The sequence below is a fragment of the Frigidibacter sp. MR17.24 genome (assembly GCF_037095655.1).
GTDB lineage: Bacteria > Pseudomonadota > Alphaproteobacteria > Rhodobacterales > Rhodobacteraceae > Frigidibacter.
In genome coordinates this window covers 92312-107087 of sequence record NZ_JBAWKE010000004.1, presented here as the reverse complement: position 1 = coordinate 107087, position 14776 = coordinate 92312, and the positions used below count along the sequence as shown (strand labels likewise).

Here is a 14776-nt window from a genome sequence, read left to right as displayed (position 1 = left end):
AGAGTCGCGCAAGAGAAAGGCCGGGCGTTGCGGCCCGGCCCCCCCCCAATGGGTCCACCAGTGGGTCCACCAGTCGGTCCACCGGTGGTCGCGATCGCGCGGTCTCAGCCCGTCGGCGTGATGACGATCTGCACCCGGCGGTTCTGCGCCCGCCCGGCGTCGGTCTCGTTGGTGGCGATCGGCTGGCTCTCGCCGCGGCCGATCGGGGTGATGCGCGCGCCCGAGACGCCCGACTGCACGAGGATCTGCGCCACCGACGAGGCGCGGCGCTGCGACAGGTCCATGTTGTAGGCATCCGACCCGGTCGAGTCGGTGTGGCCGATGATCTGCACGGTCGAGTTCGGGTAGCGGTTCAGCGAGGCGCCGAGTTCGTAGAGGTTCTGGGTGGCGCCCGACGAGACGGCGGTCGAGTCGACCGAGAACAGCACGTCCTGCGGCATGTTCACCACGAGGTTCGAGCCATTGTTGACCACGGTGGTGCCGTTGCCGCCGATCGAGCTTTGCAGCTCGGCCGCCTGGCGGTCGAGGAAGTTGCCGGCCAGGCCCCCGATCGCGCCGCCGACCACGGCGCCCGCGGCGGCCTTGGTCAGGCGTTCGTCGCCGTCGGCGGTCGCGCCGAGCAGGCCGCCGACCACGGCGCCGGCGATGGCGCCGTTGCGCGTGTTGTTGGGCTGGGTGTTGGTGTAGCCATAGGGGGTCGCCTGGCAGGCGGCGAGCGCGGTCGCGCCGGCCAGGGCCAGGAGGATCGTGAATTTCGGTGTCATGCTCTGCCGCCTCGTTTCTGTGGTCCGACGGACCCGGACGCTGGCAGGATTAGCATGGAACGGGCTGCGGGGAAGGGCCGGGGGCCCCGGCGGCGGGATTTCGCGCATCACCTTGCGGCGAGGGCGGGGCACGGGCGCAGGCGGGGCCTTGGGCGGGGCTCGGGCGGGGTCTTGGGTGAAGCCTTGGCGCAGGCGGGATGCGGCGCGGGGGCTTTGGCCGGGGAGGGGGCGCTGCCCCCGCGCCTGCGGCGCCCCCCGGGATATTTGGGCCAATGCGAAAGCCGGGCCGTGGTCGGGTGCCGGAGATCCGCGGTGCAGGGGGCGGCTCAGGCGGCGTCGGCGCGGGCGGCTTCGCGCGCGAGCATGGCGCGCTTGACCGGCAGGCCCCAGTGGTAGCCGGTGAGCGCGCCGCTGCCGGCGATCGCGCGGTGGCAGGGGATCAGGCAGGCGATCGGGTTGCGCCCGACCGCGGCGCCGACGGCGCGGCCGGCGGTCGGGCGGCCGATGGCGCGGGCGATGTCGCCGTAGGTGGTGACATGGCCCGAGGGAATGGCGAGCAGCGCCTCCCAGACCTTGACGTGGAACGGCGTGCCGACCAGCTGCAGCGGGATCTCGGTCGCGGTTCCCGTTTCGGCGCCGAAGGCGGCGGCGATCCAGGGGGCGAGGGCGGCGGGATCCTCGGTCAGGGTGGCGGCGGGCCAGCGCCGGGCGAGGTCGTCGAAGGCCGCAGCCTCGCCTATCTCGGCCGCGAAGCCGAGCCCGCAGAGGCCGCGCGCCGTGGCCATGGCGATCGCCGGGCCGAAGGGCGTGTCGAACCGGCCCCAGCGGATCGTCAGCCCGGCGGCGCCGCTGGCGAAGTCGCCGGGGCTCATCGCTTCCCAGCGCAGGAACAGGTCGTGCAGGCGGCCGGTGCCCGACAGGCCGGTTTCGGCGGCGGTGTCGAGCAGGGTGCGCCGGTTCGCCAGCAGCTCGCGCGCGAGGCCGAGGCGCAGGTACTGCTGGTAGCGCTTGGGCGAGACCCCGACCCAGGCCGAGAAGGTGCGCTGGAAATGCGCCTCGGAGAGGCCGAGCTCGGCCGCGAGGGCGGCGAGCGTGGCGGGGGCGTCCGGCGCCTCCATCCGGCGCAGGGCGCGGGCGATGACGCGGTAGTGGTAGCGGTCCTCGGGGGCCGTGGCGGGGGCGGGGGCCGTGGCGGGGGTGGTTTTGGGGGCGATCTCTGGCATCGGCGGTCTCCTTGCCAGCCATCCTAGGCGGGCGCGGGGCGCGGGGCGACCCGGAAGCTGCGGCTTCGCGGCCCTTGCCGTGCCCGCGCCCGGGGTGCATAGCTGGCGCCGATGGCACGACAGCTCGATTATCCCACGATCCACAGCATCTTCGCGCGGTTCCGCGAGATCGAGCCCGAGCCCAAGGGCGAGCTCGAGCATGTGAACGCCTTCACGCTGGTCGTGGCGGTGGCGCTTTCGGCGCAGGCCACGGATGCAGGCGTCAACAAGGCCACGCGCCGGCTGTTCGAGGTGGCCGACACGCCCGAGAAGATGCTCGCCCTCGGCGAGGAGGGCGTGACCGAGCACATCAAGACGATCGGGCTGTTCCGCCAGAAGGCCAAGAACGTGATCAGGCTGTCGCGGATCCTGGTCGAGCAGTACGGCGGGCAGGTGCCTTCGTCCCGCGCGGCGCTGACCAGCCTGCCGGGGGTGGGGCGCAAGACGGCGAACGTGGTGCTGAACATGTGGTTCCGCCACCCGGCCCAGGCCGTCGACACCCACATCTTCCGCGTCGGCAACCGCACCGGCATCGCGCCGGGCAAGGATGTCGACCAGGTCGAGCGCGCGATCGAGGATCACGTGCCCGCGGAATTCCAGCAGCATGCCCACCACTGGCTGATCCTGCACGGCCGCTACATCTGCCAGGCGCGCAAGCCCCGCTGCGGGATCTGCCCGATCGAGACCCTCTGCCCCTTCGAGGAGAAAAGCTTTTGACTGACCAACGCTACCAGATCGTCGGCATCGGCAATGCCATCGTCGACGTGCTGACCCAGTGCGACGACCACTTCCTTGACCACATGGGGATCGAGAAGGGGATCATGCAGCTGGTCGAGCGCGAGCGGGCCGAGCTGCTGTATGCCGCGATGCGCGAGCGGGTCGAGGCGCCGGGCGGCTCGGTCGGCAACACGGTGGCGGGGGCGGCGGCGCTGGGGGCCGCGACCGCGTTCATCGGCCGGGTGCGCGACGACGCGCTGGGGCGCGGCTATGCCGAGGGCCTGGGCGGCAGCTTCCCCAACCCGCCGGTGACGGGGGGCGAGCTGCCGACCTCGCGCTCGATGATCTTCGTCACGCCCGACGGCGAGCGGTCGATGAACACCTATCTCGGGATCTCGGCGGAGCTTGGCCCCGAGGACGTGAGCGAGACGGTGACGGGCGCGGCCGAGGTGCTGTTCCTCGAGGGCTATCTCTTCGACAAGGACAAGGGCAAGGAAGCGTTCCTGAAGGCCGCGCGCGCGACCAAGGCGGGCGGCGGCAAGGCCGGCATCGCGCTGTCGGACCCGTTCTGCGTCAACCGCCATCGGGTCGACTTCCTGCGGCTGATCCAGTCCGAGCTGGACTATGTCATCGGCAACCGGCTGGAATGGTGCGCGCTTTACGAGACCGAGGATCTGGAGGAGGCGCTGGCCAAGGCGCGCGCCGACTGCCCGCTGGTCGTGTGCACCCGCTCGGGCGAGGCGGTGGTGATCATCGCCGGCGACGAGCGGATCGAGGTGCCGGTGCGCACCGTGGTGCCGGTCGACGCGACCGGGGCCGGCGATCAGTTCGCGGCCGGGTTCCTGTTCGGGCTGGCGACCGGGCGCGACCTGGCGACCGCGGGGCGGATGGGCTGCGTGATGGCGGCCGAGGTGATCGGCCATTTCGGCGCCCGCCCGACCGGCGACGTGCAGGCGATGTTCCGCGCCGAGGGCCTGCTGTAACGCAGGGCCACGCGCCCGGGGGACCGGGCGCGCCGGCGGTTCAGCCGGCCAGGCGCAGCTGCGGCAGCGGGGTGGCGGGGGCCTCGGACCCGGCGGCGTCCTGCGGGGCTGCCACCGCGTCCTGCGGCAGGCTCAGCGTGAAGCGTGCGCCCGCCCCGGGGCGGCTGGTGACCGTCAGCTCGCCGCCATGGGCCAGCGCGATCTTGCGGCAGATCGCCAGCCCCAGCCCGGTGCCGCCCTCGTGGCGGTTGTCGGCATTCTCGAGCTGCTGGAAGGCGAGGAAGATTCGTTCGAGATCCGCCTCGGCGATGCCGCGGCCATTGTCCTCGACCTCGATCGCGAGGCCGGTGTCGGTGCGGCGGGCGCGCAGCACCAGCGTGTCGGCCTTCGAGAACTTCAGCGCGTTGTCGATCAGGTTCGCGAGCACCTGGTCGCAGCGGCCGCGGTCGGCATGGGCCCAGGTCGCGTCGGCCTCGACGGTGATGCGCATGCCGCGCGCCAGCGCGAGCGGCCGGAACCGCGCGTCGGCATCGGCGAGCAGGTCGGCCAGCGCGAAGGGCGCGCGCGACAGCCGCGAGTCGCCCAGCTCCATGTTCGTGTAGTCGAGGATCTGGTTGATCAGCGCCAGCAGGTTGTTCGCGGCCTGGGTGATCTTCTGGCCGTACAGTTCGGCCTGGTCGCCCATCTGCCGCAGGTGCAGGTCGAGCGTCTCGTCGGGCAGGCGCGCGGCCGCGGCATGGCGCTGCTTCAGCCCGGTCATGATCCCGGCATAGCCCAGCACGATGGTCAGCGGCGTGCGCAGCTCGTGGCTCAGCACGCTCATGAACTCGGACTTGGCGCGGCTGGCGGCCTCGGCGGCGTTGCGCGCCGCCGTCAGCTCGGTGATGCTTTCCATCCGGGTCCGGATCTCGACCGCATAGGCGAAGAGCCCGCCCATCACCACCAGCGCCGCGATCCCGGCAATGGCCAGCGCCAGCATCTTGAAGGCGGCGGGGTTCGAATAGTCGCCGGGAAGGGCCAGCGGCGCGACGCGGAACGCGGTCATCCCGGTGAAGTGCAGCCCGACGATGCCCAGCGTCAGCGACAGCGCCATCCACAGTTCGGACCGGCGGTCGTCGCGGCTGCCGAAAGTCATCGCGAGCGCCGAGAAGCCGGCGGCCAGCAGGATCGAGGTGACGAGATAGCCGTGGTCCCAGGACACGAGGCCCTGCACGCGGTAGGCGATCATGCCCGAGTAGTGCATGCCCGAGATCGCGAGGCCGAGCAGCGCGCCGCCGATGGCGGGCGCGAAGCGCAGCCGCACCGTGGCCGCGAAGGCGATGGCGACGGCGCTGCCGACGATGGCGACCACCAGCGAGATCACCGTGAGCGCGAGATCGAAGCTGACCGGCACCTGCGGCTGGAAGCCGAGCATCGCGACGAAATGGGTGCACCAGATCGACACGCCGGCGGTCGTGGCGGTCATCAGGTACCACAGGGCCGACTGCCCGGGGCCGCGGTGGCGCGCGTGGCGATAGAGCCGCGACATCGCCCAGCTGCCGAACGCGCAGAGCAAAGCCGCGATCACGACCAGGCTGGGGTCGTGCTGAACCGAAATGCACGAGAGAACATTCAACAAGGGCGTGATCCTTCAGGGAGGCGGCTTTGTCTTTGTTATCTCGGTGGAAACCGTGGCGAACCTGCGGCAGAACCGGGCATTAACTATGGTGTGCAAACAATTCATCTTTCGGCTGTGGGTGGCGGTTCCGGCGCCCCTGCGGTTGTGCGGCGCCGTCGCGGCGCGGTTCACAGCCCGCGGCTTCTGTGGCATGTCTGCGCGCGACGCCGCGGCCGCGGCCCGCCCCTCCGCCCCCTCCCCGCCGCCCGCCCCTCGCGCCGGGCGGCTTCCAGCAAGGATCCCCGCCCCGTGACCATCGACTATCTCGTGACCCACAACGGCGGCTTCCATGCCGACGAGCTTCTGTCCTCGGTCGTGCTGACCCGGCTGCATCCCGGGGCGCGGCTGGTGCGCAGCCGGGCGAACGACTGGATCACCCCGGGCGCCGATCGCATCATCTACGACGTCGGTCGCGACCATGACCCGGCCCGGGGCATCTTCGACCATCACCAGCCGAACCCGCCCAAGCGCGAGGACGGCACCCCGCTCAGTTCGTTCGGGCTGGTCTGGGGCGCGTTCGGCCGCGACTACCTGCGGGCGCTGGCGGTGCCCGAGCGGGATCTCGAGGTGATCCACGAATCGGTCGACCGCGGCTTCGTGCGGCCGATCGACCTGGTGGACAATGGCGCGCTCAGCCCCGCGGCGGCGGGGCCCGAGCTGGCCGAGCTGGTGCTGCCGGCGCTGCTGGAAAGCCTCAAGCCCGTGTTCGACGCGCGCGAGGACGGGGCCGAGGACCGCGCCTTCGAGGGGGCGCTGGCGGTGGCGCGGGCGTTTCTAGAGGCCGCGGTCGCGCGGCGGGCGGCGAAGTGGCGCGCCGACGGCATGGTGGTGGCGGCGATCGCGGCGGCGGGGGCGGGGCGGGTGCTCGAGCTGCCGATGGGGATGCCGTTCCGCTCGGCGGTGGTGCGCGAGGGGGCGGACCACCTGCTGTTCGTGGTCGCCCCGCGCGAGACCGACTGGTCGATCACCGGCATCCGCCAGGCCGAGGAGGGCTTTGCCCTGCGCGCCGACCTGCCGGCCCGCTGGGCCGGGCTGACCGATGCCGCGCTCGAGGCGGCCTCGGGGGTCGAGGGCGCGCGCTTCTGCCACAACGCGCGCTTCATCGCGGTGGCCGCGACGCGCGAGGCCGCGCTGCGGATGGCCGCGATCGCGGTGGCCGAGGCCGAGGCCGGCGTCGCGGGCTGATCCCCGCGCCCGCCCCCGCAACGCCGGCAGTCGCGCCGGTGCCGGGGGGGCGTGGCCGGGCAGGGCCCGGCGATCGCATGCCGCGTCCGGCCAATTCCATCACGTCCGGTCCGTCCGGCGGCGCGCCTGGCCTCGGGAGCGGCCGGGTGGACGCATCGCGAGGGCCTCGGCTGCCGGGTCTGGCGATGGGGCAAACCATCGGCAGGACGAAGGCCGACGGCGCCTTGCACATCGCAGAGGATCGGGGTGCCGGGCGAGGCCGCCGGCTTGAGGTCCGGCCCGGGGAGGCGCGGGGCCGAGGGGTCGGATCCGGCGTCAGCGCGGCACGGGATCAGAAGGCGACGACAGCCGCCGCCAACGCGTCAGGCGCGATGTCCCGGACGAGATCAGCGACGCTATCTTATTCTGTTCGTTGGGAAGATTGGTGGAGCCAAGGAGGATCGAACTCCTGACCTCTTGCATGCCATGCAAGCGCTCTCCCAGCTGAGCTATGGCCCCACTATCTGGTGTGGGTCGTTTCCGACCCCGGGTCCGGACCGTCTGGCGTTGCCGCCGCGCCGTCCGTGGAGCGCTGTCTAAGGGGATCGTCGGGCGGGCGCAAGAGCGAATTTCGACCCGCCCGACGATAAATTCAGCTGCCCTTGCGGCAACCCCGGACGGGCCGGATCAGCTCTCGTCCTCGTCGCCCGAGACGTCGGCCAGGTCGTCGAGCGAGACGTTCTCGTCGTCGTCCTCTTCCAGCAGATCGTCGTCCAGATCGACGTCGTTCGAATCGTCATCGATCGAATCGTCGTTGCCCAGATCGTCGATATCCGGCTCGGCGGTGGTGCGCGCCGCGGTCTTGGTGTCGGCGATCATCGAGCGGCCGCGGCTGGCCACGAGGCTGTCGGCGGTGAAGCCGTGGCCGCATTCGGGGCAGGTCATCGGGTCGCGCTGCAGGTCGTAGAAGCGGCTGCCGCAATGCGGGCAAAGGCGCTTCGTGCCCCATTCTTCCTTGGGCATGCTCGTCCTCTCAGTCTGTCTTGGGTTCAGAGTCGATGCCCAGTGCCACAACGACACTGGGGTGTCAAAGCCTTTCGGGGCCGGTTTCCGGCAGGTTTCGCGGGGGCGCGGGTCAGTGCCCGCCGCCGCCGCCGCCGCCGCGGGGGGCGGGTTTGCGCATCGCCAGCGCGGTCACCGAAAGGCCCGCGAACAGCAGCGCGATCAGGAAGAAGACGTCGATGAACGACATCACCATCGCCTGCCCGGTCACCTTCCCCACCATCTGCGCGAGCGCCGCGCGGTCATCGGTGATGCCGTTCGCCGCGAGGTTCGCGCCCATCGCCGACAGCTGCGACACCGCCTCGGGGTTGGACCAGCTGACCGACTCGGCCAGCCGGTCGTAGTGCAGCGCCTGCCGGTCGCTCAGCAGCTGGTTGATGATGGCGAGGCCGACAGCGCCGCCGAGGTTGCGCGTCAGGTTGTAGAGCCCCGAGCCGCCCTTCATCTTGTCGGGCGTGAGCGTGCCCAGCGCGAGGTTGTTGATCGGGACCATGCAGGTCATCAGCGCCATGCCCCGCAGCACCTGCGGCAGCAGCAGTTCGCCGAAGTCCCACTGGTCGGTCAGCCCGGTGAGCATCCAGGTCGAGGCGGCGAACAGCAGGAAGCCGCCCATCAGCATCACCCGCAGGTCGAGCTTCGAGGACAGGAACCCCGCGATCGGCGCCATGATGAACATGGCAAGGCCCGAGACGAAGACCGTCTCGCCGATCATCAGGCTGTCGTAGCCGCGCACCCGCCCGAGGTAGAGCGGATAGAGATAGGTCAGCCCGTAAAGCCCGATCCCCATGACGAAGCTGAAGACCGAGCCGACGGTGAAGTTGGTGTCGCGATAGGCCGACAGGTCGACGATCGGCTCGTCGCGGGTGAGCGCGCGCCAGAAGCTGACGATGCCGCCCACCACCATGACCACGGCCAGGATCGCCACCGCCTCGTCGGCGAACCAGTCGTTCGAGGGCCCTTCCTCGAGCACGTATTCCATGCCGCCGAGGAAGGCCGCGAGCGCGAGCAGGCCCCACCAGTCGAAGCGGTCGAACAGTTTCCAGTTCGGGCGGTCGAAGTCGATCAGCAGGAAGGCCCCGACGGTGACGCCGATGCCCGGGATCACGTTGACGAGAAACAGCCAGTGCCACGAGAAGGCGTGGCTGAGATAGCCGCCGACGGTCGGCCCAACGGTCGGCGCCAGCGTCGCCACGAGCCCGATCATCGGCGAGACGATGTTGCGCCGCGCCGGGGGGATGATGGTGAAGGCGGCGGCGAAGACCGAGGGGATCATGCCGCCCCCGAGGAAGCCCTGCAGGCCGCGCCACAGGATCATCTCGCCGATCGAGCTGGAGCCGGCGCAGGCCAGCGAGGAGAGGGTGAATCCCGCCGCCGCCAGCGTGAACAGGATCCGCGTCGACATCATCCGCGCGAGGAAGCCCGAGAGCGGGATCATCACCACCTCGGCGATCAGGTACGAGGTCTGGACCCAGCTGATCTCGTCGGGGCCGGCGCCGAGGCCGGCCTGGATCTCGGCCAGCGAGGCCGAGACGATCTGGATGTCGAGGATCGCCATGAACATCCCGAACACCATGATCAGGAAGGCGAAGGCGCGGCGCCCGGTGAAGGCGTCGTCGGCCGCCGCCGCGGGCGCCGCCGGCGCCGAGGAGGCCTGTGCCGGTGCGGTGGCCGAGGTCATGGCGTCAGTTCCGTGCCACGCCCGGCGCCGGGACCAGCGCCACCGTCTCGGCCGCGTCGCGGCTGGCGGTCGGGGTTTCGGCCGGCGTCCGGTCGGGCGTGCCGTCGGGCGTCTTGGCGGCGGGCGCGGTCTCGACCGGGCGGCCCGAGCCGGTGCGGCTGTCGACGGTGGCGACGGTCGACAGGCCCGCGCGCAGGTGGCCGGTGGCGACCGCATCGGCCGGGATCGAGATCCGGACCGGCACCCGCTGCACGACCTTGGTGAAGTTGCCGGTCGCGTTCTCGGCCGGCAGCAGCGAGAACACCGCCCCCGTCGCCGGGGCGAGCGAGGTCACGTGGCCGGTGAAGTCGCGGTCGGGCAGGGCGTCGAAGGTCAGGTGGACCTCGGCCCCGACCGTCACGCCGGGAAGCTGCGTTTCCTTGTAGTTCGCCTCGACATAAAGCCCGCCGTCGGGAACCAGCGCCGCGAGTCGGGTGCCGGGGCTGACGAGGTCGCCCGGCTCGAGGTCGATGTTGGCGATCACGCCGTCGGCCGGCGCGCGCAGCACGGTCTTGTCGAGATCGCGCTGGGCCTGATCCACCGCCAGCTGCAGCTCGCGCCGGTTGCCCTCGGTCTCCTTGCGCTGGGCCGCGAGCACGGCGACCTGCGCCTCGGCCGAGGTCACGGCGGCCTTCGCCTCGGCAAGGCCCGCCTCGGCGGTGTCGAGCGTCTCGTTCGCGGTGTCGAGCTGGGCCTGCGACACGACCCGGGTCGCGGCCAGGCTGCGGATCCGCTTGGCATTCGTCCGCGCGTTCGTCAGCTGCGCCTGGGCGGCGTCCTGGCTTGCCTCGGCCTGGGCGACGGCGGCGCGGGCGGCGTCGATCTGCGCGTCGATCCGCGCCAGCGTGTCGCCCGCGGTGTCGAAGCGGCTTTGTGCCGTGCCAAGCGCGATGCGGTAGTCGCCGTCATCAAGGCGCAGGATCACCTCGCCGGCGGTGACATGGCTGTTGGCCCGCACCGGCGCCTCGGCCACATAGCCCTCGACCCGGCTCGAGATCAGGGTGATGTCCGACTGCACGTAGGCGTCGTCGGTCTCGACCATGAAGCGCCCCTCGGTCCAGTAGCCGTAGCCCCACCAGGCCGCACCGACCAGCGCGACCACCGCCACCGTGGCGAGGATCTTCTTCCTGCGGCCCGTGCCCGCGGATTTCTCGCCGGTCTTTTCGGCGGTCTTTTCGGCAGGCTTCTGGGTCGCGGAGGAGGGGGCGGCGGGGGTGTTCTGCGCGTCGTCTGCCATCGGGGGCCTCTGGGAATCCATCGCCCGGCTGTGGGCGGATCTCGGTTTTGGCTGAGTCGTTGACCGAACCGTTCGGTTCAAAACCACTTAGGGGATCGAAAAGTCGTGTACAAGGCTTCATCGAACCGCGGGGTTCGATTATGTGGGGATAAAGCGCGGAACCTTCGCGCGGTTCCAAAGAAGGGGTGACGGATGGAGACGACGGAGGGCGGCACGCCCTGTCCGGCGGTGCAGGCGGCGGCCGCGCCGCCGCGGCGCCACGCGGCGGGGGCCGATCCGGCGAAGCGGGCGCAGATCCTGGCCGGGGCGCTGCAGCTGTTTCTCGACCGCGGGTTCGAAGCGGCGAGCATGGGCGACATCGCCCGCGCGGCCGGCGTGTCGAAGGGAACGCTCTACGTCTATTTCCAGAACAAGGAAGACCTGTTCGAATCGCTGATCGAGGCCAAGCGCGACCGCATGTTCCAGGGGCTCGAGCAGGCGCTGGCCGAGCACGAGACCGTCGAGGCGCGGCTTCTGGCCTTCGGGAAGCGGCTGGCGGTGATCCTGTGCTCGGACGAGGTGCTGCGGGCGCAGCGGATCGTGCTTGGCGCGCTCGAGCGGATGCCCGAGCTGGGCGAGCGCTTCTATGCCAAGGGCGCCGAGCGGTCGAAGGGGGCGCTGGCGGCCTGGATGGCGGCCGAGGTCGCCGCAGGGCGCCTTGCGATCCCCGACGTCACGCTCGCCGCCTCGCAATTCGCCGAGCTGTGCACCGCGGGGATCTGGCGCCGCCGCCTTTTCGGGCGCGAGACCGGCCCGTCCTCGGAGGCCGAGATGGAGGCGGTGGTCGCCTCGGCGGTGCGGATGTTCCTGGCGGCCTACGGCACCGGCCAGGGCGACAACGCGGGCGCGGAGACGGGCCCTGCCGGGCGCTGAGGCCGGGTTTTTCACATGAAAACGGCCCCCGGGTGGGGGCCGTGATCGGGTTTCGGTGTCCTCGCGTCCCTGATGGCCTGGCGCGCCCCGGGCGCCCCCGGGCGGCCTTGGTCACTGGGCCGCGCGGCGCCCCTCGCTGACGAAGCGCGACTGCGGCGTGATCGCGAACTGGCCGCGGCGGACCTTCTGGATCTTGCCCTGGCGCAGCAGCATGCCGAAGCTGCGCAGCCCCGCCTCGCGGGTGAAGCCATCCTCGACCGAGACCTTCTTCATGATCTGCGGGCGCGAGAAATGCGGCCGGCCCTCGATGGTCGAGGTGTAGACGGCGGCTGCCTCCAGCAGCTCGCTCAGGCCCTGGGCGCCGAGCTGCGCCGCGAAATCGGCGAAGCTGCGCGCCTCTTCCGGCGTCGGCGGGGTGAAGTCCTCGTCCTCGTCGATCTCGGTCGGCAGCGGGCCGAGACCCTCAGAGGCGACGCGGCGCGGCCGGATCGGCTGCACGGGCGCCTGTGCGGCGGCGGGCTGGGCGGCGGGCTCATCGGCGGTTTCGGCGCCCGAGGGCGCGTCGCTGACACGCTGGGCGCTGACCAGCACCAGCGGCGCCGGGCGCTGCTGGGCAGGACGCTCGGCCGGCGGGCGCGGCGTCGCGGGGCGCACCGGGGCAAGGGCGTCGGGCGCGCCGGCCTCGGGGCGGCGCGGCCGCACGATCTTGGTCAGGTCGTCGCGATAGGCCTCGGTCGCGTCATCCTCGCGGGTGCTGCGGCCGCCGAAGATCCGGTCGGCGGCGGTCGCGACGACGGCGGCCTTCAGATGCGCGATGGCCGAGTAGCGGCGGCGATGCTCGGGGCCGGTCAGCTCCTTGTTGGCGGTCTCGATCAGGCGCGACACCGCGGCGTCGTCGGCGGGCATCCGGCGCAGCTGGGCGCCGGCCTCGGGTTCGGGCTGGGGCGCGGGCTCGGCCTCGACCGGGCGGGCGGCGGGCATCGCGGGGCGGCGCGGCACGATCGTGCGCACCGCTTCCTCGGCGGCGGCAAGCTTGGCGGCAAGCTCGGCATCGGCACCCGTCGAGGATTCCGAGCGGGCAATCGCCGCCAGCAGGCTGTCGTCGCCTTCCGGCACGCGCGTGGCCTCCCGCCGCAGCGACGGGCGCGTGGCCTGGACGGCGGGGGCGGGCTCGGGGGTCGGCTCGGGGGCGGGCTCGGGCGCCTTGCGGGCGACGGGCGCGGCGACCGGTTCCGCGGCGGGGGCCGGGGCGGGTTCTTCGGCCGGGGCCTGCGCGGCGACCGGCTGGTCATCCGTCTCGAGATCGGCGCGGCGCACCTTGACGACGCGGGCCCGGGCGCGGTCGATGACCGAGCGCAGCGAGGTGCCTTCGCGCTGTGCCGCCGGCTGCGCCGCCGGTGCGGGTATGGCCTCCGGCGCGATGTCGGCGGGCTGCGCGTCCTCGGGGACCTCCGCGGCGTCGGCGTCGGCGACGGCTTCGGGCAGGCTCTCGGCCGCCGGTTCGACCGCTTCGGGCGCGACGGCTTCGGGCGCGATCGCCGCGATCTCGACCTCGGTCTCCTCGATCTCGATTTCGACTTCGGCAGCCTCGGGCTCCTCGCCGCGGGCGAGGGCGATCTCGGCGGCGATGGCGGCCAGCTCGGCCTCGAACTCGTCAAGCTCGGGGGTGGGCGCGGCCGCGATCTCGGCCCCGGCTTCGGCTTCGGCGGGTTCGGTCGCCGCGGGCGCCATGTCGGCCTGCAGCAGCGCCACCACCGAGGCGATGTCGTCCTCGGGCGCGGCGTCAGTCTCGGACGCGGCTTCGGCTTCCGTCTCGGCTTCCGTTTCGGCGGTCACGTCGTCGGTCGGCAGATCGGCGACGGGCGCGTCCTCGGCGGCCGGCTCCGGGGCCGGGGCATCCTCGGCGACGATGCGGGCCAGGAGTTCGTCGAAATCATCGCGCTCGGCGGTATAGACCTCGTCCGCGAAGGACGCGGCTGGGGCAGGGGCCGGCGCTTCGGCGACGGGGTCGGCCTCGGCCTCGGCTTCGACTTCAGCCTCGGCTTCGGCTTCGACTTCGACTTCGGCGGCCGGCGCGATGTCGGCGGGGGCCGCGAGATCCGCAAGGATGCCCGCGATCGGGTCTTCCTCGATGCCCGGTGCCTCGGCCGTCAGGGCGGCCAGCTGCTCGGCGTCGACGATCAGGTCGGCGGGTTCGGCCTCGGCCGGCTCTTCCGCCACCGGCGCGTCCTCTGCCGGCTCGGCGACAGTGTCGACAGCGGCTTCGGCGGGTTCGGCGGCGGTGTCGACGACCGCTTCGGCGACGGGTTCGACGGTGGGCTCGGCAACAGGCTCGACAGCAGCCTCTGCGGCCATCTCCTCGGGCTGCGCGTCTTCGGCGGGCTCGGTGGCGGGCTCTTCCGCGACGGGCTCTTCCACGGCGGGCGCATCCGGTTCCGCGGCCGCGGCGATGACTGCCTCGGGCGTGACCTCCGGTTCGGTGGCCAGGTCGGTGGCCAGTTCGGGGGCCGATTCGGGCGCCGGTTCAGGCTGGGCCGCGGCGGGCTCCTCGACCATGGGGGGGGCGGCCGGTGCCTCGGGGGCCGGAGTGGCGACGGGAGCGGGGGCGGGGGCGGTGGTGGGGGCGGACTGCGCGAAGAAGGCCTCGGCCTCGTCCTCCTCGTCCTCGGCCAGCGCGGCGGCGGCGGCGGCCGACAGCGGCACGGCGAAGGGATCGGTCGCGTCCTGGCGCGCCTTCACATCGGCGACGGCCGCACGAATGCGGGCAAGCTTCTGCGCGACGGTCTCGGCCTGGGCGGCGGGGCGCACCGGCAGCACCGGCATCTGCCATTCCGGCTCCTGCGCCTCGGCGGCCGCGGGCGCCTTCGCCGGGGCCTGTTCCGAGGTCGGAGCCGGCTCCTGAACCGGGGCCTGAGCCGGGGCGGGGGTCGGCCGGGCCCGGGCCACCACCGCGGCCGGCAGTGCCGGCGGGGCTTCGGCGGGCGCGTCGGAATGGCCCTCGGGGCGCAGGATCACGCCATTGGCCTGGATCTTGGCCTCGACCCGGCGGTGAATCTCGCGCTCGGCGATCTTGTGCAGCATCTCTGCGTCCGGGGTCGGGGGCTCGGCCCCGAAGTACCTGTCCTCGGCCGCAAGGTCGCGGAAGTATTCGGCGATCGCCTTCATGGTCGAGAAGGGTTCGTCGAATCCCTCGAGCGTGCACGAGAACGTGCCGTAGGACACCGTAAGGATCTTACTCGCACCGATCATCTGCTCATGCCTTTATGCGTTTCTTTCCTGAGACCTTCCTGTCGAATGCGAT

Annotated in this window: 11 protein-coding genes and 1 tRNA gene; 4 read left to right on the top strand and 8 right to left on the bottom strand. The window is 72.1% G+C overall.

The features are described from left to right. Positions 1-104: 104 nt before the first annotated feature. Together V8J39_RS14875 and V8J39_RS14870 are read right to left on the bottom strand one after the other, a co-directional pair. Complete coding sequence (locus V8J39_RS14875; RefSeq protein WP_336461717.1) at positions 105-764, bottom strand: OmpA family protein; 660 nt, start codon at positions 762-764, stop codon at positions 105-107. A 326-nt stretch (positions 765-1090) separates the two neighbouring features. Beyond that, positions 1091-1987 carry a methylated-DNA--[protein]-cysteine S-methyltransferase gene (locus tag V8J39_RS14870; RefSeq protein ID WP_442902598.1) on the bottom strand — a complete coding sequence of 299 codons (897 nt, stop codon included), beginning with the start codon at positions 1985-1987 and terminating at the stop codon, positions 1091-1093. 111 nt (positions 1988-2098) lie between these two features. On the opposite strand from V8J39_RS14870, the gene nth reads away from it, so the two are divergent. Continuing rightward, positions 2099-2743: an endonuclease III gene (nth, locus tag V8J39_RS14865; RefSeq protein WP_336461716.1), complete on the top strand. Its 645-nt coding sequence runs from the start codon at positions 2099-2101 to the stop codon at positions 2741-2743. Then, positions 2740-3726 (top strand): adenosine kinase, encoded by a 987-nt coding sequence (locus tag V8J39_RS14860; protein ID WP_336461715.1) that lies wholly within the window; start codon positions 2740-2742, stop codon positions 3724-3726. Before nth ends, V8J39_RS14860 begins: the two co-directional genes overlap by 4 nt. A 40-nt stretch (positions 3727-3766) precedes the next feature. On the opposite strand, the gene V8J39_RS14855 is transcribed toward V8J39_RS14860, so the two are convergent. Then, a complete protein-coding gene (locus V8J39_RS14855) occupies positions 3767-5344 on the bottom strand; it encodes an MHYT domain-containing protein (protein ID WP_336461714.1) in 1578 nt (525 codons plus the stop codon). A gap of 288 nt (positions 5345-5632) precedes the next feature. Here V8J39_RS14855 and V8J39_RS14850 point away from each other — a divergent pair, with 288 nt between their 5' ends. Next, positions 5633-6568: an MYG1 family protein gene (locus V8J39_RS14850; RefSeq protein ID WP_336461713.1), complete on the top strand. Its 936-nt coding sequence runs from the start codon at positions 5633-5635 to the stop codon at positions 6566-6568. A 422-nt stretch (positions 6569-6990) separates the two neighbouring features. Here the strand turns inward: V8J39_RS14850 and V8J39_RS14845 are convergent. From V8J39_RS14845 to V8J39_RS14830, 4 genes are all read right to left on the bottom strand, one after another. After that, positions 6991-7066: transfer RNA gene (locus V8J39_RS14845), tRNA-Ala, on the bottom strand. A gap of 168 nt (positions 7067-7234) precedes the next feature. Beyond that, complete coding sequence (locus V8J39_RS14840) at positions 7235-7570, bottom strand: TIGR02300 family protein (protein ID WP_336461712.1); 336 nt, start codon at positions 7568-7570, stop codon at positions 7235-7237. A gap of 112 nt (positions 7571-7682) precedes the next feature. After that, positions 7683-9287: a DHA2 family efflux MFS transporter permease subunit gene (locus V8J39_RS14835; protein ID WP_336461711.1), complete on the bottom strand. Its 1605-nt coding sequence runs from the start codon at positions 9285-9287 to the stop codon at positions 7683-7685. Positions 9288-9291: 4 nt separating this feature from the next. Then, positions 9292-10563 (bottom strand): HlyD family secretion protein, encoded by a 1272-nt coding sequence (locus V8J39_RS14830; RefSeq protein ID WP_336461710.1) that lies wholly within the window; start codon positions 10561-10563, stop codon positions 9292-9294. A 192-nt stretch (positions 10564-10755) separates the two neighbouring features. On the opposite strand from V8J39_RS14830, the gene V8J39_RS14825 reads away from it, so the two are divergent. Then, positions 10756-11475, top strand: a complete 720-nt coding sequence (locus V8J39_RS14825; RefSeq protein WP_336461709.1) for a TetR/AcrR family transcriptional regulator — start codon at positions 10756-10758, stop codon at positions 11473-11475. A gap of 111 nt (positions 11476-11586) precedes the next feature. Here the strand turns inward: V8J39_RS14825 and V8J39_RS14820 are convergent, their stop codons facing one another. After that, on the bottom strand, positions 11587-14724 hold the full coding sequence (locus V8J39_RS14820; RefSeq protein WP_336461708.1) for a hypothetical protein: 3138 nt from the start codon (positions 14722-14724) through the stop codon (positions 11587-11589). Between the last annotated feature and the right edge of the window lie 52 nt (positions 14725-14776).

What these genes read in the sequence shown, in the direction of transcription:
- V8J39_RS14835 (WP_336461711.1), bottom strand. Translation starts at nt 9,287, where the DNA reads ATGACCTCGGCCACCGCACCGGCACAGGCCTCCTCGGCGCCGGCGGCG.
- V8J39_RS14875 (WP_336461717.1), bottom strand. Translation starts at nt 764, where the DNA reads ATGACACCGAAATTCACGATCCTCCTGGCCCTGGCCGGCGCGACCGCG.
- V8J39_RS14825 (WP_336461709.1), top strand. Translation starts at nt 10,756, where the DNA reads ATGGAGACGACGGAGGGCGGCACGCCCTGTCCGGCGGTGCAGGCGGCG.
- V8J39_RS14870 (WP_442902598.1), bottom strand. Translation starts at nt 1,987, where the DNA reads ATGCCAGAGATCGCCCCCAAAACCACCCCCGCCACGGCCCCCGCCCCC.
- V8J39_RS14820 (WP_336461708.1), bottom strand. Translation starts at nt 14,724, where the DNA reads ATGATCGGTGCGAGTAAGATCCTTACGGTGTCCTACGGCACGTTCTCG.
- V8J39_RS14840 (WP_336461712.1), bottom strand. Translation starts at nt 7,570, where the DNA reads ATGCCCAAGGAAGAATGGGGCACGAAGCGCCTTTGCCCGCATTGCGGC.
- nth (WP_336461716.1), top strand. Translation starts at nt 2,099, where the DNA reads ATGGCACGACAGCTCGATTATCCCACGATCCACAGCATCTTCGCGCGG.
- V8J39_RS14830 (WP_336461710.1), bottom strand. Translation starts at nt 10,563, where the DNA reads ATGGCAGACGACGCGCAGAACACCCCCGCCGCCCCCTCCTCCGCGACC.